Origin of the sequence: Mycobacterium sp. (assembly GCF_019243155.1) — a bacterium.
Classification (GTDB): Bacteria; Actinomycetota; Actinomycetes; order Mycobacteriales; family Mycobacteriaceae; genus Mycobacterium.
This window is the reverse complement of record NZ_JAFAUS010000159.1, coordinates 1-23,163: the sequence shown is the minus strand read 5'-3', so window position 1 is coordinate 23,163 and position 23,163 is coordinate 1. Positions and strand designations below refer to the sequence as shown.

General features: G+C 67.9%; 15 protein-coding genes and 1 pseudogene. 7 read left to right on the top strand and 9 right to left on the bottom strand.

What is annotated here, in order from left to right:
- Positions 1–2,838: type I polyketide synthase (locus tag JOZ00_RS07870; protein WP_293342075.1), on the bottom strand; the 2,838-nt coding region annotated here is incomplete at its 3' end.
- Positions 2,839–3,192: 354 nt separating this feature from the next.
- Positions 3,193–3,543 carry a hypothetical protein gene (locus tag JOZ00_RS07865; RefSeq protein WP_293342072.1) on the bottom strand — a complete coding sequence of 117 codons (351 nt, stop codon included), beginning with the start codon at positions 3,541–3,543 and terminating at the stop codon, positions 3,193–3,195.
- 171 nt (positions 3,544–3,714) lie between these two features.
- On the opposite strand from JOZ00_RS07865, the gene JOZ00_RS07860 reads away from it, so the two are divergent.
- Positions 3,715–4,050 (top strand): RNA polymerase-binding protein RbpA, encoded by a 336-nt coding sequence (locus tag JOZ00_RS07860; RefSeq protein ID WP_067760885.1) that lies wholly within the window; start codon positions 3,715–3,717, stop codon positions 4,048–4,050.
- A gap of 15 nt (positions 4,051–4,065) precedes the next feature.
- Here the strand turns inward: JOZ00_RS07860 and lnt are convergent.
- The 3 genes and pseudogenes from lnt to JOZ00_RS07845 all read right to left on the bottom strand — a co-directional run bounded on the left by lnt (position 4,066) and on the right by JOZ00_RS07845 (position 9,158).
- Positions 4,066–6,698: pseudogene (gene lnt / locus JOZ00_RS07855) on the bottom strand (apolipoprotein N-acyltransferase).
- Positions 6,699–6,966: 268 nt separating this feature from the next.
- Positions 6,967–8,556: an amidohydrolase gene (locus JOZ00_RS07850; protein WP_293342081.1), complete on the bottom strand. Its 1,590-nt coding sequence runs from the start codon at positions 8,554–8,556 to the stop codon at positions 6,967–6,969.
- Between the two features lie 41 nt (positions 8,557–8,597).
- Positions 8,598–9,158, bottom strand: a complete 561-nt coding sequence (locus JOZ00_RS07845; RefSeq protein ID WP_293342062.1) for an FxsA family protein — start codon at positions 9,156–9,158, stop codon at positions 8,598–8,600.
- Positions 9,159–9,230: 72 nt separating this feature from the next.
- Here JOZ00_RS07845 and JOZ00_RS07840 point away from each other — a divergent pair, with 72 nt between their 5' ends.
- Positions 9,231–9,935, top strand: coding sequence for a dienelactone hydrolase family protein (locus tag JOZ00_RS07840; RefSeq protein ID WP_293342059.1), 705 nt, complete (start codon positions 9,231–9,233; stop codon positions 9,933–9,935).
- 154 nt (positions 9,936–10,089) lie between these two features.
- On the opposite strand, the gene JOZ00_RS07835 is transcribed toward JOZ00_RS07840, so the two are convergent.
- A complete protein-coding gene (locus JOZ00_RS07835; RefSeq protein ID WP_293342056.1) occupies positions 10,090–10,953 on the bottom strand; it encodes a type 1 glutamine amidotransferase domain-containing protein in 864 nt (287 codons plus the stop codon).
- A gap of 12 nt (positions 10,954–10,965) precedes the next feature.
- The gene (locus JOZ00_RS07830) at positions 10,966–11,346 is read right to left on the bottom strand and encodes a PPOX class F420-dependent oxidoreductase (RefSeq protein ID WP_293342053.1); all 381 of its coding nucleotides are present in this window, start codon (positions 11,344–11,346) and stop codon (positions 10,966–10,968) included.
- A 121-nt stretch (positions 11,347–11,467) separates the two neighbouring features.
- Here JOZ00_RS07830 and JOZ00_RS07825 point away from each other — a divergent pair, with 121 nt between their 5' ends.
- From JOZ00_RS07825 to JOZ00_RS07810, 4 genes are read left to right on the top strand one after another with little or no spacing between them, the layout of a single operon-like run.
- The gene (locus JOZ00_RS07825; protein WP_293342050.1) at positions 11,468–12,685 is read left to right on the top strand and encodes a hypothetical protein; all 1,218 of its coding nucleotides are present in this window, start codon (positions 11,468–11,470) and stop codon (positions 12,683–12,685) included.
- Positions 12,682–13,827, top strand: a complete 1,146-nt coding sequence (locus JOZ00_RS07820; RefSeq protein ID WP_293342078.1) for a sulfotransferase — start codon at positions 12,682–12,684, stop codon at positions 13,825–13,827. The genes JOZ00_RS07825 and JOZ00_RS07820 overlap by 4 nt, the downstream gene beginning before the upstream one ends.
- The gene (locus JOZ00_RS07815; RefSeq protein ID WP_293342048.1) at positions 13,811–14,485 is read left to right on the top strand and encodes a TetR/AcrR family transcriptional regulator; all 675 of its coding nucleotides are present in this window, start codon (positions 13,811–13,813) and stop codon (positions 14,483–14,485) included. The genes JOZ00_RS07820 and JOZ00_RS07815 overlap by 17 nt, the downstream gene beginning before the upstream one ends.
- A 16-nt stretch (positions 14,486–14,501) precedes the next feature.
- Positions 14,502–15,305 carry an SDR family NAD(P)-dependent oxidoreductase gene (locus tag JOZ00_RS07810; protein WP_293342046.1) on the top strand — a complete coding sequence of 268 codons (804 nt, stop codon included), beginning with the start codon at positions 14,502–14,504 and terminating at the stop codon, positions 15,303–15,305.
- Between the two features lie 31 nt (positions 15,306–15,336).
- On the opposite strand, the gene cobN is transcribed toward JOZ00_RS07810, so the two are convergent.
- Entirely contained in the window at positions 15,337–18,924 is a 3,588-nt protein-coding gene (gene cobN, locus JOZ00_RS07805) for a cobaltochelatase subunit CobN (protein ID WP_293342043.1), read from the bottom strand.
- Between the two features lie 54 nt (positions 18,925–18,978).
- On the bottom strand, positions 18,979–19,656 hold the full coding sequence (locus tag JOZ00_RS07800; RefSeq protein WP_293342040.1) for an alpha/beta fold hydrolase: 678 nt from the start codon (positions 19,654–19,656) through the stop codon (positions 18,979–18,981).
- 296 nt (positions 19,657–19,952) lie between these two features.
- On the opposite strand from JOZ00_RS07800, the gene JOZ00_RS07795 reads away from it, so the two are divergent.
- Positions 19,953–23,163, top strand: a 3,211-nt coding sequence (locus JOZ00_RS07795) for a type I polyketide synthase (RefSeq protein WP_293342037.1), incomplete at its 3' end; no start/stop codon positions are given.

Genomic DNA, 23,163 nt, shown 5'->3' with positions numbered 1-23,163 from the left:
ACCCGTCAACACCACCCCGCCCGAGGCCGGCAGTTCCACCACCGCGCCGAGCAAAGCATGTTCACCGGTTTCAAGCCCCAAGCCCGTGGCATCGGCTCCGACACCCTCGCCGGACAGCCAGAACCGGCGCCGGTCGAAGGCGTAGGTAGGCAGTTCGACGAAGCCCGCGCCACCCAATACGCCTCGCCAGTCGACGCTGACGCCGGCCACGAAAGCCGAAGCGGCCGAGGCCAGGAACCGGTCGAGTCCGCCCTCATCACGCCCCAACGTGGGAACGACGGTGGCCTCGGCGCCTTCGGTGGCGCAGTCACCGAAGGTGTCTTCGATACCGGCGATCAGCGCGGGATGCGGGCTGGATTCGATGAACGTGCGGTACCCGTGCTCGCACGCGGTGCGCACCGCCTGATCGAACTGCACGGTCTGGCGGATGTTGCGATACCAGTAGGCGGCATCCAAACCCGCGGTGTCCAAGCGGCTTCCGGTTACCGTGGAGAAGAAGGCGATCCGTGAGGACTGCGGCTCGATGACCGCCAAGACCTCGGTGAGCTCGGCGCGAATTCCCTCGACCTCGACCGAGTGCGACGCGTAGTCCACGTCGATCCGGCGGGTGCGCAGATCCAAGTCGGCGCAGAACCCGACGAGTTCTTCCAGAGCCGCCACTTCGCCCGACACCACAACCGCGGACCGGCCGTTGACGGCCGCGATGCTGACGCGATTGCCGTACGGCGCCAACAATTCTCGCGCGCGCTCGGTGCTGCATGCGATCGACAGCATGCCGCCGGAGTGGGCCAGCGACCGCAGCAACTTGCTGCGAAGCGTGACCACCCGCGCGGCGTCTCTCAGCGACAGCGCACCGGCGACGTATGCCGCGGCGATCTCTCCCTGCGAGTGGCCGATCACCGCATCCGGGCGCACTCCAACCGACTTCCACAGCTCCGCCAGGGACACCATCACCGCGAAAAGCACAGGCTGCACCACATCGACGCGATCCATGCCGGGTGCATCGGGAGCACCACGCAGCACGTCGATCAGGGACCAGTCCACGAATTCCGCGAAAGCCTGCGCGCAAGCGTCGATCGTTTGCGCGAATACCGGTGCGGTATCGAGCAATTCGACGCCCATGCCCAGCCACTGCGAGCCTTGGCCGGGAAAGACGAACACGTTCTTGCCGGCGGGAACCGCGGCGCCGCGAATGATCGAACCGGCCGGGTCGTCGCCGGCCAATTCATCAAGTCCGGCAAGCAATCGATCGCGGTCGCCACCGACGACGACGGCGCGATGCTCGAAGTTCGAACGGCCCGCAAGAGACCACGCCACATCGGCGACATCGAGTTCTTCGTGCGCCCGCACGTGGGCCGCCAATCGAGCGGCCTGAGATCCCAACGCAGCGGCCGACTTTGCCGACACCACCCACGGCACGACGGTTGGCTTCGGCTCCTCGGCCGGCGGCTTCACCGGTGGGGCCGCTTCGACGATCACGTGCGCGTTGGTGCCGCTGATGCCGAACGACGACACGCCGGCCCTTTGAATGCGACCCTGAACCCGACCCTGCGCGGGCCAGGGCCGCGGCTCGCTGAGCAGCGACACCGAGCCCGCCGACCAATCGACATGGGGGCTGGGCTGATCGACATGCAGTGTCGCAGGCAGCATCTCGTGACGCATGGCCTGCACCATCTTGATCACTCCGGCCACCCCGGCGGCTGCCTGTGTGTGACCCATGTTCGACTTGACCGAGCCGAGCCACAGCGGTTCGTCGCGATCCTGGCCGTAGGTCGCCAAAAGGGCCTGAGCCTCAATGGGATCGCCCAACGTGGTGCCGGTCCCATGCCCCTCAACCGCGTCCACGTCGGCCGGCGAGAGCCCGGCGTTGGCCAGCGCCGCGCGCACCACTCGCTGCTGAGACGGGCCGTTGGGCGCGGTCAATCCGTTGGAGGCGCCGTCTTGGTTGACCGCCGTGCCCCGCACCACCGCCAGCACCGGATGACCGAGGCGACGCGCGTCCGATAGCCGCTCCACCACCAGCATGGCGCCGCCCTCGGACCAGCCGACCCCGTCGGCCGCGCCGGCGTAGGCCTTACACCGGCCGTCCGGTGCGAGTCCACGGTGCCGGCTGAACTCGATGAAGACCGTGGGGGTGGCGTTGACGGTCGCGCCGCCGGCCAGCGCCAGGTCGCATTCCCCCGAACGCAGCGACTGCACCGCCATGTGAAGCGCCACCAGCGACGATGAACACGCCGTATCCACCGACACCGCCGGACCCTCGAGGCCCAGCACGTACGACACGCGCCCCGAGGCGACGCTCGAGGTCATGCCGGTCAGCCGGTAGCCCTCGATCTCCTCGGCGAGCATGCCGTAGCCCTGGACGATGAGTCCGGCGAATACCCCGGTCGCACTGCCGCGCAGGCCGCTCGGATCGATGCCACCGCGTTCGAGCGCCTCCCACGACAGCTCCAGCAGCATTCGATGCTGGGGGTCCATCGCGAGGGCCTCACTGGGCGCGATGCCAAAGAAGGCGGGGTCGAAATCCGCGACACCGTCGACGAAGCCGCCGGTGCGGGCGTAGGTCTTGTGGCGCGCGTCGGGGTCGGGGTCGAAGAGTCCGGCCACATCCCAGCCGCGGTCGGGCGGGAAGTCCGTGATCACGTCGCGGCCGTCGGCCACCATCTGCCAAAGGCTGTCCGGGGTATCGACTCCGCCGGGGAAGCGACACGACATGCCGACGATCGCGATCGGCTCGCTCGAGCGCTCCAGCAGCGCACGGTTGGTGCGCTTCAGGCGTTCCACCTGGACCAGCGCTTTTCGCAGCGCCTCGGTCGCATGCTGGAGTTGATCCACCATCCCTAACCTCGCCTAACCCTCACCTGTATTGGCCGTCTGCCCCGCCGGATGCGGTTGAAGCGCAATCACGGAAGTTGCTGCATGAAGCGGCGTCGCTTCTGATTCGACCAGCGTTGTGCTGCTCTTAAGCCAGCGAATGTTGCTGGTGAGTATCGCCAACTCCGACACGATTTCAAAACGGCCGATACTCCCTGCTGCTAGAGGAGGGCCGGCTTCGACGCGCGCAACGCCCGGTCCGAGCAGGGACTGAGGCGGCACGCCCGATGCGCTCGCTGGACAACGGTCTCCTCCACAAGTGGCCCGACGTCCATGGCGCGACTGTACCCGGCGGCCCATAGATAGTGGTCAGGCTGGTCAAACACCCGCCCGGCGCCAGCCGTCGGCGGCCCGCGCCGCTTGGATCAGCACGTCGCACAATTCGCGCAATTCGCGCGCCGCGGCTCCTTCATCGAGCGCAGTGGCCACGTCCTCCGCCGCGCACCGCACCTGGTAGACGCGATCCGAAAGGTCGGCGGCGTCGTCCGCCGACAACACCACCGAGTCGTCCGGAACCGCCGCGGCGCCACCGCGGTTCAGCGAGGCCCGCTGCTCGTAGGCCCGCTGCCGGCACGACTGCCGGCAGTACTGGCGACGCCGGCCCATCCCCGCGTCGGTCACGTCTCGACCGCACCAGCGGCACGGCTGCGGGTGGGATCGGCGGCTCACGCCTGCCGACTTTAGTCGGCGTTGCTTCGCGGTCCCGGTATCATTGAAGGTCGCGTCGCGAACGCCCGCCGAGCGGCCGGGAACTACGAACGGCGCCGTAACGTTTGCCAAACGGAAAGAAATGCGCTGAGCAAGCCTCAAAGCTCAGAGAACCTATAAGGAGTAGCACCCATGGCTGATCGAGTACTGAGGGGTAGCCGCCTCGGAGCCGTGAGCTACGAGACCGATCGCAACCACGATCTCGCGCCGCGTCAGCTCGCGAAGTACCGCACCGAGAACGGCGAGGAGTTCGAGGTCCCCTTCGCCGACGACGCTGAAATCCCCGGCACCTGGCTGTGCCGTAACGGTCTGGAAGGCACCCTGATTGAGGGCGACCTGCCCGAGCCGAAGAAGGTCAAGCCGCCGCGCACGCACTGGGACATGTTGCTGGAACGGCGCAGCGTCGAAGAACTCGAAGAGCTGCTCAAAGAGCGACTCGAAATCATCCGGACACGCCGCCGGGGCTGACCCCGGCTTCGTCTCTTAAGTTCGGTTGTCTGCGCCTAAGGCCCGGGGGCGCGTCCTGCGCCCGTTGATTCCCCATCGAGTGACCTTGACGAGCGCCTCACGGATGTTCGATCCGCTCATCTTGGAGACGCCCAGTTCGCGCTCCGTGAACGTGATGGGAACCTCGGCAATGGTGAAGCCGTTGCAGACGGTGCGCCAGGTCAGATCGATCTGGAAGCAATAGCCCTTGGAATCCACGCCGTCGAGGTCGATCGCCTCGAGCACCTCGCGGCGGTAGGCGCGGTAGCCTGCGGTGATGTCGTGCACGCCGATGCCCAACGCCAACCGCGCGTAGGTGTTGGCCGTCCAGGACAGTGCCCAGCGCCGCCACGGCCAATTCCGCACCGCCCCGCCCTCGACGTAGCGCGAGCCGATCGCCAGGTCGGCACCGGCGTCGAGGGCCTCGAGCAGCAAGTGCAGCTGTTCGGGTGCGTGGCTGCCGTCCGCGTCCATTTCCACGAGCACGGAGTAGTCGCGGCTCAATCCCCAGGCGAAGCCCGCCAGGTACGCCGCCCCCAGGCCGTCCTTGGCGGTGCGGTGCATGACGTGGGTGCGGCCGGCGTCCGTGGCCGCCAACTCCTCGGCGAGCTCGCCGGTGCCGTCGGGGCTGCCGTCGTCGACGATGAGCAGGTGCATGCCAGGGCATGCGTCCTTGAGCCGCCGGTGGATCACCGGCAGGTTCTCCAGCTCGTTGTAGGTGGGGATGATCACCAGGACGCGTTGGCTGGGACGATTGTCCGGAACCCGGGGCGCCGGCTGGCCGGTGGTCATGTAGCTCCTTTGTGTCGCCCGTAACGAGAAGACTCTCGGCCGTCCTCGTCGGACGGAGTGTCGTCATCGCCGTCGTCTGACGACGCGTGGTCCTCGCCCTCGTCGAGCGAAGTGTCTGGTTCACCCTCGTCGGGCGAGCGATCGCCCTTGGGCGCACCTGCGCTTTTCGATTCATCCGAGGGCCTGGACCTGAGACGAATCGGACGCGGGAACCATCCATTGTGCCGTATCCCGGCCAGAATTACCGCGCCGGCCGCTGCGAGCATGACCCACTGCAGCAGCGGGGCCCAGCGGGTCGCCGGCGTCAGCTTCGTCTTGAGGCGGACCTGGATGTCGAGATACGCGGGCTCGAAGAAGTTTGTGCGCACCAGTTCGGCGCCGTCCGGCGCGATCACCGCGCTGATCCCGGTGGTGCCGGCGACCACCACGTACCGATCGTGCTCAACGGCTCTCACCTTGGCGAATGCCAGCTGCTGTTCGCTCATCTCCTGGTTGAAGGTGGCATTGTTGCTCGGCACGGTCAGCAGCTGCGCGCCGCCCAGGACCGCTTTGCGCGGGACGCGGTCGAAGATCACTTCCCAGCAGGTCGCGACGCCGACCGGAACCCCGGCGATGTGCACGACGTCACTGTCGTGACCCGGCACCATGTTCCCGGCGCGCGAGGCATACCCGGACAGGTGTTTGAACAGCCACGGCATCGGCAGGTACTCGCCGAACGGTTGCACGATCTCCTTGTCGTGCCGCTCGGCCGGGCCGGTGGTCGGATTCCACACCATCACGGTGTTGGTGTACTGAGGATTGTCCGGTGGGCTGCCGGGAACTTCGAGCACGCTGCCGACCAGGATCGGCGCCCCGATCGCCACGGCCGCTTGCGATATCTGCAGCGCGGCGTCGACGTTGACCAGTGGATCGATGTCCGAGGAGTCTTCGGGCCAGATCACGAACTGAGGTTGCGGGGCCTGCCCGGCACGCACGTCCTGGGCCAGCCGCAACGTCTCGCGGACGTGGTAGTCGAGCACGGCTCGACGCTGTTCGTTGAAGCCCAGACCGAGTCGCGGGACATTGCCCTGCACCGCCGCGACGGTGACCGAGGGTTCGCCGCCGGACCCCGTGCCTGCGTGCCGCACCGACGGCCAGACGATGACCGACGCGAAGAACACCAGGCAGATGCAGATGCCTGGCAGCACGACCGCGGGTGGCGCGGGGTCGATCGTGGTGGACTCCTCGGCCGGCGAGCCCTTGATTGTCGTCTGGCCGTCTCGACGCTGCGGATGACCCAAGTGCCACCACTTCACGATTTCCAGCGCGATGGCGGTCACGCTGAAGCCCACCAGCATGATCGCCGCAGAGAGCAGGCTGACGCCGCCGAGCTGGACGAGTGGCAGGAACGGACCCTGCGCCTGACCGAACGCCACCGCGCCCCAGGGAAAGCCGCCGAACGGGAAGATCGACTTCAACCATTCCTGGGCCGCCCACACCAGCGCGAACCAGACCGGCCAGCCCGGTAGCGGCCGCACGATGACGGCGAACAGGCCGAAGATGGCCGGATACAGCGCGCATACCGTCGCCAGCGCCAGCCACGGGACGGCGCCGACCAGGTTGCCGATCCATGGCAGCAGAGGCAGATAGAACGCCAGGCCGAACAGGAACGAATAGCCCAAGCCGCCGATCGCCGTCGTGGCGGCGTGGGTCAGGACCCAGGCCAGCAGCGCGGCGGCTACGACGGCACCCCACCACCAGTTCACCGACGGGAAGCTCGTCCACAACAGCACGCCGCCCACCACGGCACAGATCAACCGGGTCAGACGGGGCAGCATCGCGGCCTGGACCGCGGGCATCCGAGCGATCACCGCCGCTCCCAGTCCGGCGGCCGACCGACGCGCCCCGCTCCCCGCCCGGCCCGTCAGGCTCGGCGCATCGGAGCCTCGCTCGGATTCTGGTTCGTCTTCGGAGTCGGCTTCGTTTTCGGAGTCGGCTTCGTTTTCGGAGTCGGCTTCGGCTTCGTCTTCGGAGTCGATGTGGATTTCGGCCGGCTCGTCGTCGCGATCCGATTCGGCCTCGTCGCCGATCGAGTCGATGTCCCGATCCTTTCGACCGAGCCAGTCCCTAGCCATGGATGACAGCGCCCCTATGCACCGTCTGGCGGCATTGCGGCAGCGCGTCGGCCGGACTCAGGCTCGGCAGGGCCGGCACCCGGGAACGCGGGTCGGTAGACCAGCGCGCAACCGCGTCGCGCGGCGCGTGTACCTCAAGGGTCCCGGCATCCCAGACGGCGTAAGAGGCCGGTGCCCCGGGGACCAGGGTTCCCGTCTTGCCATCGCGCACACCCGCGGCCCGCCAGCCGCCGCGCGTCGCGGCCGCGAAGGCGGCGCGGGCCGATACCGCGCTGCCGGGAGTGCGATGGTTGACGGCCGCGCGCACGCTCTCCCACGGGTCGAAACCCGTCACTGGAGCGTCGGAACCTAGCGCGAGGGGCACGCCTTGGGATGCTAACAGCGCGAGGGGGTTGAGCCCGCTTCCTCGCCTGGCACCGAGACGCTGGGCATACATGCCGTCGGTGCCGCCCCAGAGTGCATCAAAGTTGGGCTGCACACTGGCGATGACGCCCCACTGGCCCAATCGGACAGCCTGATCCGCGGTGATCATCTCGACGTGCTCCAGGCGGTGCCCGCACCGAGCGACGGCCACCACACCGAGGTCGGCGACAACCCGCTCGAAGGCGGTGACCGCGGCCGACACCGCGGCGTCGCCGATGACGTGGAAGCCGGCCGTCACCTCCGCCTCGGTGCACGCCCGCACATGCGCTTCGACGGCGTCGGAGTCCAGGTAGCAGGTGCCGGTGCGCTCGGGTGCGTCGGCGTACGGCTCGTGCAGCCAGGCGGTGCGCGAGCCGAGCGCCCCGTCGACGAACAAGTCACCGGCCAGTCCGCGGGCCCCGGTCTGTTCGACCAGCGCGCGGGCTTGTGCGGGAGTGCTGACCGCCTCACCCCAGTAGCCGATCACCTCGACGCCGTGATCGAGGGCCCGTAGCCGCAGCCAGTCGTCGAGGCCGCCGATCTCGGGGCCGGCGCACTCGTGCACTGCGACAATGCCGGCCGCGGCTGCGGCCGCGAGGGCCGCGGCCCTGGCCTCGGCGAGCTGCTCGGCCGTCAGCAGGTCGCGGGCAACGGCCCGGACCAGGTGGTGAGCATCGCCGACGAGCGGACGCTCGGCCGCGAAACCGGCCACTGAAGGTAGTTCCGCAACAAGCCGCCGCAACCCGGTCGAGGCCAGCGCGGAGTGGACGTCGATGCGAGCCAGATAGGCGGGCCGGTCACCAAGGACGGCGTCGAGCTCGGCGGTGCTCGGCGGGGCGTTCTCGGGCCACGACGACTCGTCCCAGCCGTGCCCCCACACCGGTTGGCCCGGGTGGGCGGCCGCGTAGTCGGCGACCAGCTGGATGCATTGCGCAGCTGAGCGCGCCGCACGTAAGTCCAGGCCGCTGAGCGTCAGGCCCGTCGCGGTCAGATGGATGTGACTGTCCACGAACCCCGGCGTCACGAAACCGCCGCCCAGGTCCTCGACGTGAGCGCCGGGAAACAGGCCGCGGCCGACGTCGTCGCTACCCAGCCACGCGACGACACCGCCACGCACGGCCATCGCGGTGGCGTCGGGATGGGTCGGGCTGTGCACGCGACCGTTGACCAGCAGGGTCACCGGGTTCTCGGTGACCCCGTCAGCAGAAAAAACGGTCTCGGTCACAGGGCACAACTATCTGTGACGACGCAGTGGCGATCAATACGTCCCGATGGCTCAGCGGCCGCCACGCCGTTCGGTGCCGGGCTCGGACCAGGCCGGCGGCCCTTTGACATCGTGTACGTCGATGACCTCGCCGTCGATGTAGTCCCCGTGGCCACCGCCCGTCGTGGTGTACGAATCCGTCGGGTAGCTGAGTCCCGCGGCTGCAACTTGTTCACCGCGATGGACGTCAATCGGGGGCCGACGACGGATCGGATGGGCGGCACCAGCAGCAACAGGCCCAATGCCGTGCTCACCAGCCCGGGAACGAGGACGAGAACCACGGACAGCGTCACCAGGGCGCCATCGCCCGCCGCGCTGCGCGGGTCGATCAGGCCCGAACGCAGCTGACCGATCCGGCGGACGAGGTGCTTGCTGGCCACCGGGGCCAGGATGCCCCAGCCGAGCACGAAGGCGGCCAGCAGCGCCAGCAGCATCCAGCCCCACCCGATCGTCGATACCAGCGCGCAGATCACCGCGAGTTCGACGACGGCGTAGATCAACAGAAGGCGCGACAGCATGTCAGGTCAACGATTGCGGAACGCGTCGGAGTTCCCATGTTGCTTGCCGCGCGATTGCAGTTAGATGACGCTATGACGACGATTCAGATCGATACTCCCGACGGACCGATCGACGCGTTGCTGAACACTCCGCCCGGCGACGGCCCATGGCCCGGAGTGGTGGTGATTCACGACGCGATCGGTTACGGGCCCGACAAGGAGTCGATCAACGACCGCGTCGCCAAGGCGGGGTACCTGGCGCTCACCCCGAACATGTATTCGCGCGGTGGCCGCATCCGCTGCATCTCCCGGGTCATGCGGGAGCTGTTGACGCAGCAGGGCCGCGCCCTCGCCGATATTCTGGCCGCGCGCGATCATCTGAAGGCCATGCCGCAGTGTTCGGGGCAGGTTGGCATCGCGGGTTTCTGCATGGGAGGCCAGTTCGCACTTCTCATGTCCCCCAAGGGTTTCGGCGCGTCGGCGCCCTTTTACGGCACTCCCCTGCCGCGCAACCTGGACAAGACGCTGGACGGGGCTTGCCCGATCGTGGCCAGCTTCGGCAAGCGCGACCCGCTCGGCAAGGGTGCGGCCGATCGACTGCGGGAAACGACCGCGAGAAAGAACATCACCGCCGACATCAAGGAATATCCGGGCGCCGGGCACAGCTTCGCCAATGAGCTTCCGGCACAGCCGATTATCCGGATCGCGGGATTCGGTCACGATCGGGAGGCCACCGAGGACGCCTGGCGGCGGATCTTCGCCTTCTTCGGCGAGCACCTGGGATCAACGACTACTTGAAGGCCGTCGACCAGGAAGGGCGAATCGGCAAGCGGGACTGGGCAAGAGGCTCGATCGGGGCTGTCGTCAGCGCCGTCTTCGGAGTGATAGTTTCCAACATGCTGATGCGGGACCGCAACAGCCCCTACGCCTTCACGGCCAAGCAGATAGGCCGCTACGACACCGAATCCAGCTTGCGCGACAACACGGTCGCGAACGTGTGGGTGTCGCCCGGCCAACGCGCCGACACATAGTCGCCGTCGTCGACGACGAAGGCCGGCCGCGAATCGCTCGCCGTGTCTCGCACCATCCCGGACGATTTGAGCCACCAGTTCTGCGAGCCGCGGACGACGTCCCGGAAATCCGCCGGGTCTTCAAGTGCGCGAGTGACTTCCGACTGCACCGACATGTACCCGCTGGGCTGGTCGGGCTCCTCGCTGTATGTCCGGTAATAATCGCGATCCCAGAACCGGGTGATCCGCGTCAGTCGCCAGGCGAGTCGCTCCATCGCCCACGTCAACGCCGTGGTCTTGCGCCCGTAAAGCACCGAACGACCGGTGCCGGGATCGACGCTGCGCGCGGCGAGCAGCACCCCGTGGCAGATCGCGGCCACGGCAACCGGCTTGGCGAAGGCGTCGACCACGAGTTGGTGCAGGATGTCGCTGTCAATGTAGCTGCGCATTCCGCGCGCGCGATGCCCGCCGGGCAACAGCAGTGCGTCGACGCCGTCAAGGGACGCTTGTGCCCACGTGGCGGGGCGCTGAAACTCCGTTGACCGCACCATGTCCCGATAGGCCTCGCGGCCGTCCTTGTTCGCCCGCAGCATCAGCCCGACGATCGGGATGGCGCCCAGCACCGGCAGGGTGGACCAGACGTCCAATCCGCGCCCGGTGACCATGACGTCGTCGGCCTCGCCGGGCTCACCGCTCTCGGTGGCGAAGACCACGTGGTGGCCGTTGCGGGTCAACACGCGCCAACTGACCGCGACCTCGGTCGGGTCGAAGTCGCGGTCCGGGATCGGGATCAGGACGGTGGCCATCGGGCGCTGTTTCTAGGCGATTCTGAGCTCGAGCCCGACGTTGTTGTCCATGCCGCCGCGCAGCTTGCTGAAGAAGTTGAACACCTTGCCCACGATCCCGTACCGCTTGCCGATCGCGTCGTAGACGATCGGCGTCTGCGATTTGTCGAGGATGGCCGCGGTCCCCTCGACCGCCTCGCTGGTGGGGCGCCCACCCATGGTGCAGGTGGCCAGCGTGACGCGGGGCGTATTGCGAATCCGCTTGACCTTCCATGATTTTCCCTCGGTGATCACCAGCAGTCGATCACCGTCGACAGCGGTCCAGATCGGGGTGGGCTTCGCCCGACCGTCCTTCGTGAAGGTGGTGAGCAGGATGTACTGCGCCTTGGCGAGATCGGCAAACGTGGGCGTCACGGTAACAACCTACCGCCGCGGATGGGCGTTGACATTCCCAAGACTCAGCTGCCATAGTCATGACGTCTTAAGCGAAAATGTATTTTTCACTTAAGTCCCAACCGACCGGAAGCGGGGCAGCGTGACGAACAAACCGCTGGCATGGTTGCCGTTCTCGATCGCCGAGGCCGCGTTATCGGGCACGGACGGCGACTCCGATCCGCTGGCGGCGTGGTCGCATCTTCTCTCCCAGCTTCGTGAGGCAGCCCAGGCCGTCGAATCCGACCCCGCGACTCGAAACCGGGCCGACCTTGCCGCCGGAATCCGGCACCTGCTGGTGTTGCTCACCGCGGGCATCGACGAGGTACTGCGGTTCGACTTCGATCCGGCGCTCAGCGTCGCGCGCACCAGCACGGACGACATGGTGACCTGGGGAATGGAGTGCCCGGACTGCCTGTACACACGCGCCCCACTGCGAGGCGGGGAAAGCTACCGGCTGTTCGGCAATCGCGGCACCGCACGCTATGTCGGCCTGCAGACCATGAACGGCATCGTCTCGACCGCCAACGAACTGGTCGACGAGCTCGAGGTGGACGCCGACGGAAACTTCGAGGTTGTGCTGTCACCCGACCAGCGAGCGGGCAATTGGATGCGCATCGAGGGTGACCACCCGACCTTGACGGTGCGGCACTTCTTCTACGACTGGGACACCGAGGTGCCATCGTCGTTGCGTATCGAACGCCTCGGGGATGCGGCCCAGGCACGGCGTCCGTCGCCCGAGCCCGACGCCGCGCTGTCGCGCCAGCTGATCGCCCTCGGCGACTTCGTTCGCGACAACCTCGCGTTCTTTCTTCAGTTCGGTGCCGCACCGCCGCCGAATGGCTTCCTGCCGCCGATCGACCGCACCGACATCGGCGCCGCCGCGGAGAACAGGCCGGTGATAGGTCGCTGGGAGCTGGGGCCCGACGAGGCGCTCGTCGTCGAAGTGGAACCGCCGGAAGGCATTTACTGGAGTTTCTCCATCGGCAACCCGTGGTGGGAGACCATCCACTACGGACGCCACCAGTCCAGCCTGAACGCCCATCAGGCCGCGGTGGATTCCGACGGCCTGGTGCGCGTGGTGCTGTGTGCGCGCGACCCGGGTGTGGCGAACTGGCTCGACACCGCCGGCCACAGCAACGGCGCCATCATCCTGCGCTGCGTGCGCACCGAAACCGCACCCACGCCGACGACACGACTCGTCTCGTTCGCTGATATCGACGCGGTATTGCCCTCGGACACAACGAAAGTCACCGCTGACGAGCGGGCGGAAGTCCTTGAGGCACGCCGCCGTGCCGTCCGAGAACGGTTCGGACGCTGATGTTCGACGCCGACGAATTGGAGGCAGGCGCCCGCGCCGCAACCGGTCTCGAGGATTTCGGTTCGCCGTACTACCGGGAGGGACTCGAACGCATCGTCGATGCGCTGAACAACGAGGCGGACCTCAACGACATGGGCCGCGTCATCCAACACGCCACCACCAGCAATGCGCTGATCCAGCGCCTGAAGATCGAGGACGTCTACCGCCTGCATCCCGAAATCGACGACCAGGAGATCGACGGCCCGGTCTTCGTGATCGGCCTGCCACGCACCGGCACGACGGCGCTGAGTCAATTGGTGGCCGCCGATCCGCAGTTCCGGTCGCTGCGGATGTGGGAGTCCCAGGCCCCCACGCCACCGCCGGAAGCCGCCACGCAGCACAGCGATCCGCGGATCGAGCAGGCTGAGGCGGGCCTGAAAATGCTCGACGACATGTTCCCGTTGATGAAGACGATGCACAACTCCGAGGCCACGGCCGCGACCGAGTGCCAAGACCTGATGGGGATGAGCTTCCGCACGTTCCACTTCGATGGTGCCGTGCGCGCGCCGGGATATCTGTCGTGGCTGATGGACTGCGACATGCGCGAGACGTACACGTTCCACCGGCGGGTGCTCAAGGTGTTGCAATGGCATTGTCCGCCGGTGCTGTGGCACCTCAAGACCCCCGTGCACATGTTCGCCATGGACGCGCTCATCGCGGCGTATCCGAATGCCAAATTCCTTTGGAGCCATCGCGATCCGGCCAAGGTGCTGGGCTCGGTGTGCAGCCTGATCCAGTACGTGCGCAGCTGGAGCAGCGACCACGATGACGCCAACGAACTCGGCGCCGAACAACTCGACAGCTGGGCTGAAGGTGTGCGGCGGGCAATGGATTTCCGCGGCCGCGTCGGTGACGACCGGTTCGCCGACGTCTCCTTCGCCGACCTGCAGACCGACCCGGTGCGCACGCTGCAGGACAGCTATGAACGCCTGGGCCTGACCTTCACCGAGGACACGTTGCGTTCGGTCAGACAGTGGGCGGACGGGCACAAGCCCGGCTCGCGCGGCGCGCACGACTACGAGTTGGCCGACTACGGCCTGACGTCCGAAGGCGTTCGGGAACGCTTTGCCGACTACCTCGCCGCCTATGACGCAACAGCCTGACGACGCCGGCACCGGGCGCCGAAGGCGACGCGACAAACTCGAACCGGACCCGGAGGTGCGCCGTGAGATTTTGGCTGCGGCGTCAACGTCGTTGCGCGAGAACGGCGTTCGAGGTCTGAACATCGCCGCCGTGCTGGAGCGGACGAACTTGAGCACCCGCGCGTTCTACCGGCACTTCAACTCCATGGATGACCTGGTCGCCGCAGTGTTCCAGGAGGCCGCACGCACCGAACGGCGGCGACTGCAGCGTCGGATGGCCGGTGCTCCCACGCCGATCGAGGCGGTGGCGGCGTGGATCGACGGGCGACTCGACCTGGCGTTCGACGCCAGGATCGGACCCGACCTGCGCCGCCTGTCGCTGGAGGCGCAATTCCAGACGGCCGCCTCCCCCGCCCTGGTTGAGCCGGCATACGCGGAGATGCTCAAACCGCTTACCGATGCGCTCCGGCGCGGCTTACAGGACAAGGTGTTTCACCCGATCGACCCAGCGACCGAAGCCCGGTTCATTCACGGGGTCATATGGGCGGGGATCAACCAGCAGTGGACGACGGGCGAGTCCGACCGCGAGGACCTGCGCCGACGCATTCTGGGTTTCTGCCTACGTGGACTCGGCGTCGTCCCGCACGCCATCGACCGAATCTGCGCCGACGCGCGGTAAGAGAGGAAGACACACGATGGACCTGGGGTATGCCGGATCGACGGCCGTCGTCACCGGCGGCAGCAAGGGAATGGGGCTCGCAATCGCCGAAACCCTTGCCGCCGAAGGCGCCAGCGTCGCGGTGATGGCCAGAAGTCGCGAGACCCTCGACGCCGCCGAGCAATCGCTGCGCGCCGCCGGCGCCCCGGACGCCGTGGGGATCAGCGTGGACATGGCCGACGCCGTCTCGATCGCCGACGCGTTCGCGGCGGTGTCCGAGCGCTGGGGTCGCCTGAATTGCCTGGTGCACACGATCGGGCCGGCCGACGGCTATTTCGAAGAGATGGACGACGCACAGTGGGACGAGGCCTTCGCGCTCGGCACGATGTCGGCCGTGCGGTCGATCCGTGCCGCACTGCCGCTGCTGCGCACGGCGGACTGGGCCCGCATCGTGACGCTGTCCGCGCACTCCATCCAGCGGCAGAACCCCCGGATCGTCGCCTACACGGCGTCGAAGGCGGCTTTGGCCAGCGTCACCAAAAACCTGTCCAAAAGCCTTGCCAAGGACGGCATTCTGGTCAACTGCGTCTGCCCGGGCACCATCGTGTCGGCCAGCTTCACCGAAGCGCTCAAAGACGTCCTCGCCGCCGACGGGCTGGACGCGACCAATCCGCGTGACGTTATGACGTGGATCGACAACAACTTTCACCAGCCCTGCGACCTCGGTCGCGCCGGACTGCCCGAGGAGGTCGCTTCGCTGGCCGCCTACCTGGGATCCCGCCGTAATGGCTACGTCACCGGCGCGACGGTGAACGTGGACGGGGGGTCCGACTTCGTCTGAGCGGAATTGCCCGCGAGCGTGACGCCGGGGGCTAGCCCTCGAGATCGCCCTCGGTCTCCAACAGCGCCTGGCGCAGGCCGTCGAGCGTCTCGGGCTCCGGCTTCGCCCACATGCCACGGCCGGCCGCCTCCAGCAGCCGCTCGGCCATGCCGTGCAGCGCCCACGGATTGGACTCCGCCATGAACTTTCGGTTCTCCGGGTCCAGCACGTAGCGGTCGGTGAGCTGTTCATACATCCAGTCGGCCATCACGCCCGCGGTCGCGTCGTAGCCGAACAGGTAGTCGACGGTCGCCGCCATCTCGAACGCGCCCTTGTAGCCATGCCGGCGCATCGCGGCCATCCAGCGCGGGTTGATGACCCGGGCGCGAAACACTCGCGTCGTCTCCTCGGAAAGCGTGCGGGTGCGGATCGCGTCGGGCCTGGTGTTGTCCCCGATGTATGCGGCCGGGGCTTGGCCGGTCAGCGCCCGCACCGTGGCTACCATTCCGCCGTGGTACTGGAAGTAGTCGTCGGAGTCGGCGATGTCGTGCTCACGGGTGTCGGTGTTCTTGGCGGCCACCGCGATGCGCCGATACTGCCGGTTCATGTCGTCGACCGCCTCGCGGCCGTCCAGGTCGCGACCGTAGGCGAAGCCGCCCCACGCCGTGTACACCTCCGCGAGGTCCGCGTCGTCACGCCAGTTGCGGCTATCGATCAGCTGCAGCAGCCCCGCGCCGTAGGTGCCCGGCTTGGAACCGAAAATTCTTGTGGTGGAACGTCTCTCGTCGCCGTGCTGCGCAAGGTCGGCCTGCGCGTGGGCGCGCACGTAGTTGTCGTCGTCGGGCTCGTCGAGATCGGCGACCAGGCGCACGGCGTCGTCGAGCATGGTCACCACGTGCGGGAAGGCGTCCCGGAAGAAACCGGAGATCCGCACGGTCACGTCGATACGTGGGCGGCCGAGCTCAGTCAGCGGAATGGTGGTCAGGTCGACGACTCGCCGCGACGCATCGTCCCACACCGGCCGAACACCTAGCAGCGCAAGGACTTCGGCGATGTCGTCGCCGGCGGTCCGCATCGCCGAAGTGCCCCACACCGACAGCCCCACCGACTGCGGCCACTGCCCGTGGTCGTCGCGGTACCGGACCAGTAGCGAATCCGCCAGTGCCACACCGGCTTCCCATGCCAGCCGCGACGGGATGGCCTTGGGGTCGACGGAATAGAAGTTGCGGCCCGTGGGAAGCACGTTCACCAGGCCACGCAGGGGCGACCCCGACGGCCCGGCCGGAATGAAATGGCCGTCCAGAGCCCGCAGCACCTGGTCGATCTCGGAGGCCGTGCCGTCGAGTCGGGGCACGACTTCGGTGGCCGCGAATCGCAGCACGGCCGCGACGTCGGCGTTGTCGGTCAGCCGGTCGACCGCGTCGGGGTCCCAGCCGGTGGCCTGCAGACCCGCGATCAGTTCGCGGGCCGCGGCCTCGGTCTGGTCGACCAACGTTCGCTCGTCGGTGCCGTCCTCGGCCAGGCCGAGCGCCTGTCGCAGGCCGGGGAGCGCCTGCTCGCCACCGAACAACTGCCGGGCCCGCAGGATGGCCAGCACGAGATCGAGTTCGGCCTCGCCCGTTGGCTTTTGCCCGAGGATGTGCAGGCCGTCGCGGATCTGGACGTCCTTGATCTCACACAGCCAGCCGTCGACGTGCAGCAGCATGGCATCGAATGAGTCTTCTTCGGGCCGTTCGGTCAGGCCCAGGTCGTGGTCCATCTTCGCAGCGCGGATCAGCGTCCAGATCTGCTGCCGGATCGCCGGCAGCTTGCCCGGGTCCAGCGCGGAGACATTGGCGTGCTCGTCGAGCAGCTGCTCCAAACGCGCGATGTCGCCGTAGCTTTCGGCGCGCGCCATCGGCGGGATCAGATGGTCGACGAGCACCGCGTGCGCCCGCCTCTTGGCCTGGGTGCCCTCGCCGGGGTCGTTGACCAGGAAGGGATAGATCAGCGGCAGGTTGCCCAGAGCGGCGTCGGAACCGCAGGCCGCCGACATGCCCAGCGTCTTACCGGGCAGCCACTCCAGGTTCCCGTGCTTACCCAGGTGCACCACGGCGTGCGAGCCGAATCCGGCGTCCAGCCAGTGGTAGGCGGCCAAATAATGGTGGCTCGGTGGCAGGTCGGGGTCGTGGTAGATGGCGACCGGGTTCTCACCGAACCCGCGGGGCGGCTGCACCATCAGCACCAGGTTGCCCGCCTGCATGGCGGCGATGACGATCTCGCCGTCGGGGTCGTTGCTCCGATCGACGAACAGGTCCCCGGGTGGCGGACCCCAATGCGATTGCACTGCGTCGGTGAGTTCGGCGGGCAACGTGGTGAACCAGTCGCGATAGTCCTTGGCGGACACCCGGATCGGATTGCCTTCCAGTTGCCCCTCGGTGAGCCAGTCAGGGTCTTGCCCGCCACGTTCGATCAACGCGTGGATCAAGGCGTCTCCGTCGGCGGCCTCGACACCGGGCAACTCACCGACTTGATATCCGCGCTCGCGCATCGCGCGCAGCAGGGCGACGGCGCTCGCGGGGGTGTCCAGACCGACCGCGTTTCCGATTCGCGCGTGCTTGGTCGGATAGGCCGAGAACACCAGCGCCACCCGCTTGTCGGCGGGGGCGACGTGCCGCAGTTGCGCGTGCCGAACCGCCAGGCCCGCGACCCGGGCGCACCGTTCCGCGTCCGCGACGTAGGAGATAAGGCCGTCGGAGTCAATCTCTTTGAACGAGAACGGGACCGTGATGATGCGGCCGTCGAATTCGGGTACCGCGACCTGGCTGGCCACGTCGAGCGGGCTCAGACCGTCGTCGTTCTCGCGCCACTGCGCCCGGGGGCTGGTCAGGCACAATCCCTGCAGGATCGGAATGTCCAGTGCGGCAAGGTGTTCGACGTTCCAGCTGTCGTCATCTCCCCCGGCCGACACCGTCGCCGGTTTCAGGCCGCCGGCGGCCAGGACGGTGACCACCATGGCGTCGGCGTCGCCGAGCCGCGCCAGCAACTCGGGTTCGGCGGTGCGCAGCGACGCACAGTAGACGGGCAAGGGCCGCCCGCCGGCGTCCTCGATGGCCCGACACAGCGAATCGACGTAACCGGTGTTGCCGGCCAGGTGCTGCGCCCGGTAGTACAGCACGGCAATGGTGGGGCCGTCGACGGTCTTGGCGTTCGGCCGCTGCAGCTCGCCCCACGTCGGCGTCACCACCGGCGGGCTGAACCCGAACCCGGTCATCAGCACGGTGTCCGACAGGAAAGCGTGCAACTGGCGCAGGTTCTCCACGCCGCCGTGCGCCAGATAGATGTGCGATTGCACCGCGATGCCTGCGGCCAGCGTCGACAGGCCGGTCAGCTCGGCGTCGGCGGCCTGCTCCCCGCTGACCAGAACCGTCGGCACGCCGCTGGCGATCACCGCGTCGATGCCGCTCTGCCAGGCGCGGTAGCCGCCGAGTATGCGCACCACGACGATCGACGCCTCAGCCAACAGGTCTTCCAGCTGGCCGGGCAACTCGTCCTCGCCCAACCGCGCCGGGTTGGCCCACCGGTAGTTCTTCCCGCTGGAACGGGCGCTGATCAGGTCTGTATCGGAAGTCGACAACAACAGGATGGTCGGCTCAGCCACCTATCATTCGTACCGCAGTTCGGCTCGGCCGTTCGCCGCGGTGTGCGCAGACGCCTAACGAGCGATTGCCGAGGCGATCCGGGAGGCAACCTCACCGGCCAGCTCCAGTGGCCTGCCGCCCCGTGCCGGCCGGTAGCAATCGGCAGCCGCGTCGTATTCGGCGCCGGCGATCGACCCGTGATCTGCGGCAAACTCCACGAGGTCGACGGGCCAGCCGACTCGTTCGAGGCCTGCGGCGAATTCTCGGCTTGCCTGCACCGGGACCGCGTCGTCGGCGACTCCGTGCAGCAGCGTGAAGGGCGTCGAACCGACGTCGACCCGGGACAGCTCCTCGGTCGCCACCCGGCCACGGATCGGGTCGGGGACCATGAAAGCTCCGGCGAGGCAAACCGTATGTACCAGAACAACTTCGAAGCGCGCGGCGGCGAGCGTCAGCGCCGCCGCGGCGGCACCACCCATCGACCATCCGATCAGCACGATTCCGTCGGGGCCGTCGGCCTGTTGTCTGGCGAAATCCAGCGAGCCCAACAGGTCCGCACGTCCACCGTCGGCGGAGTGCGAATTCCAATCGGGCGCGATGACCATGGCTCCGTGATCGGCGAGCGAACTCGCGAGCGGTCGCACCACGGCGCGCGCGTCGGCCTGCATGCCGTGCCACAGCAACATCGTCGGCTGCCCGCGTTCGCCATGGAGATCGGCTAGACGCCCCGGGGCGTACTCCAAAGTCCTCATCTCACAAGTTTGCCCAATTCGTGAATTATGCAATCTGGTCGCATGCCAACGGGGCGATCACCTAGGCAAAGGGTCAAACAAAATGTGATAAAAGATACTCAAAGTTTGACTCTGGCTAGAAAACATTGATTTAGTATGGTAATGCTTACCTGAAGCAACTAACAGTTTCGTAACTCGTAGCATTGCCAACCGCGACTCAACGAACCTGACAGCAAACGCGTGGGCCGTCCTCGAGCCACGCGGTCGGGGCCGAGAGTGGCACATCACTAGTCATAGCTCCGAGGGGGAGTTAGAACATGGTCGACGTCGCGATTACAGGGATCGGATGCCGTCTTCCCGGCAAGGTACGGGGGCCCGGGCAACTTTGGGACTTCCTGCTCGGGCGCGGCGACGGCATCATCGAAGTCCCGTCGGACAGGTGGAACCTGGACCGCTTCTATGACCCCGATCCAGACATGCCCGGGCGAATGTACACCCGCAGTGGCGGCTTCCTGCAGGATTCGCTGTGGGACTTCGATCCGGAGTTCTTCGGAATCTCGCCGCGCGAGGCCGCGATCATGGACCCTCAGCAGCGGCTGCTGCTCGAGGTAACGCAGGAAGCGCTGGATGACGCCGGGGCATCCGGGCGGGTCGCCGGACGTCAGGTCGGCGTGTACGTCGGCGGGTTCATGTCCGACAACAACCTGCTGCGTCACATTCCCTCGACCAGGACCGCGATCAACTCGCACACTCCCACGGCCGGCACGTTCACCATGCTGTCCAACAGGATCTCGTTCGTCTACGACCTGCGCGGCCCCAGCATGACGATCGACACCGCGTGCTCCTCCTCGCTGGTCGCGCTGCACGAGGCGACCCAGGCCATCGCCCGCGGCGAGATCGAGCTGGCTCTGGTCGGCGGGGTGAACGCGATGCTTGCCCCGGAGACCTTCGTCGCGATGTGCAAGGGCCGGTTCCTCGCCGAGGACGGCCACTGCAAGACCTTCGACGCCGCCGCTGACGGCTACGCCCGCGGGGAGGGAGCCGGCGTGCTGGTGCTCAAGCCGCTGGCCGACGCGTCCCGCGACCACGACCGCGTCTACGCCGTCGTCAAGGCCACCGGGGTCAACCAGGACGGCCGGACCGCTGCGATCACCGTCCCCAACCCGGATGCCCAGGCCGACCTGATCCGCCGGGTCACCGCCGAATCCGGTGTGCGGCCTGAGCAGATCGGCTACGTCGAGGCGCACGGCACCGGCACCGCCATCGGTGATCCGCTGGAAATGGCGGCGATCGGCGAAGCGCTGGGACGCATCGACGGTCGCAGCACCGACCTGGTCGTCGGCTCCATCAAGAACTCGATCGGCCACCTCGAAGCCGCGGCCGGTGTGGCCAGCGTGATCAAGGCGGCCCTGACCCTGCACCATCGGCAGCTGGCGCCGCAGGCGACGCTGAACGAACTCAACCCCGCCATCCCGTTCGCGGAGAACCGCCTGCGGGTGATCACCGAGGCCAAACCCTTCCCCGCCGGCTACTCACGGGCAGCGGCTTCGGTCAACGGATTCGGTTACGGCGGCACCAACGCCCACGCCGTTCTGGTGGGAGCGCCCGAGCCGGCCCCGACCGCGCAGCGGCGTTCGCCGCTGCAGGTGCTACCGGTGTCCGGGCGCAACGAAGTGGGCGCCCGGCAGCTGGCTCAGGAGTTGCTCACTCTCGTCTCCGACTCGACGGTCGACCCGGTGGCCCTGACCGACGCCATGTGGGCACGACGCGCCCACCACCACTTCCGGTTCGCCGTGCCGTTCACCGACCGCGACGACCTGCTGGCCCGGTTGGACTCGGTGGCCGACGGCTCGGTGGCCGGCGGCCGCACCGTCGTCGACGGCGGCTCGCCGACGTTCGTCTACAGCGGGATGGGCCCGCAGTGGTGGCGGATGGGCCGCGACCTGCTCGACAGCGACGGGCCGTTCGCCCGGACCGCCGCCGAGACCGACGAGATCTTCCGCCGGCTGTCCGGGTGGTCGCTGATCGACGAGATGCGCCGCGACGAGTCCGACTCGCGGGTGACTCGCACCGAGATCGCGCAACCCGCGAACTTCCTGGTCCAGGTCGGGCTGACGGCGGAACTGGCGCAATACGGCGTCCACCCTGCGGCCGTCGTCGGGCACAGCGTCGGCGAGGTGAGCGCCGCCTACGTCACCGGGATGCTGAGCCTCGAGGATGCGATCACGGTGAGCTACCACCGTTCCCGCCTGCAGGCCCAGACGGCCGGATCCGGCGGCATGCTCGCCGCGGGATTGAGCCAGACCGAGGCGCTGGATTGGATCGGCGCGCGCACTGACGTGTGCATCGCGGCGGTCAACAGCCCGTCCGGCGTAACCCTGGCCGGGACCCACGGCGCCATCGACGAGCTGAGCGACAAGCTCGGCGCTGAGGGGATCTTCGCCCGCAAGTTGCGGGTCGAGGTGCCCTATCACTCGCACCTGATGGACCCGATCCTGCCGGAGCTGACCGAGGCGTTGAGCGGCCTGAAGCCGCAGACCCCGGTCATCCCGCTCTACTCGACGGTCACCGGCGTACAGGTCACCGGCCCGGACTGGGACGCCGAATACTGGTGCGGCAACGTCCGCAAGCCCGTTCTGTTCGCCGCCGCCGCTTCCGCGCTGATCGACCGCGGTGACCGGCTTTTCCTCGAGGTCGGCCCGCACCCGGTGCTGTCGGGCAACATCAAGGAAATCCTGCTGACCAGCAGCTTTACCGGCACCGCGGTCGGCACGCTGCGGCGCGACGTCGACGACCACACCAGCGTCCGGACCGCGCTCGCCGACCTGTATGCGGCCGGCGGGCTGGACACCGATCACGCCCCGGGCAGCTCCGACGGGCTGCCACCGCACTGCGTGCTGCCGTCGCACCAATTCCAGCGGCAGCGGCTGTGGACGGTGGAAGAGGCGATCGTCGACGACCGGATGGGCAGCAACGACGCCCGGGCACTGCCCGGCGACCCGGTCGACGCCGGCCACCCGGAGTGGCGCGTCGAACTGGCGGCCGCGGCACTCCCCTGGTTGCGCGACCACGTCGTCGCCGACATGGTGCTGCTGCCCGGCGCGGCCTATCTCGACGCCGCCCTCGCCGCGGCCGCGCAGATCACCAACCGGCCCGCCCCGGCGCTGGAGGACGTCAGCTTCGTGGCCCCGTTCGTGGTGGAAGACAACGACGTTCCGACCCTGCGCCTGACCGTCGAATCCTCGAGCGGGCGGTTCACCGCCAGCTCGCGCGGCGCGGCGGGCGGCGGCTGGACCCGGCATGCGACCGGACGGATCGTGGACGGCCAGGTGCGGCCGGTACTGGCGTTGCCCGCCCTCGTCGGCGGCCCGGAGATCTCCGCCGAGCAGCTGTACCCCCGCCTGGCCGAGATCGGCCTGCAATACGGGCCGGCCTTCCAGCGGATCGTGCACGCGCAGGTCAGCGACTCCGCGGTGCTCGCCCGGCTGGACGCCACCGACACCAGCGTCGCCGCGTCCAACCACCAGG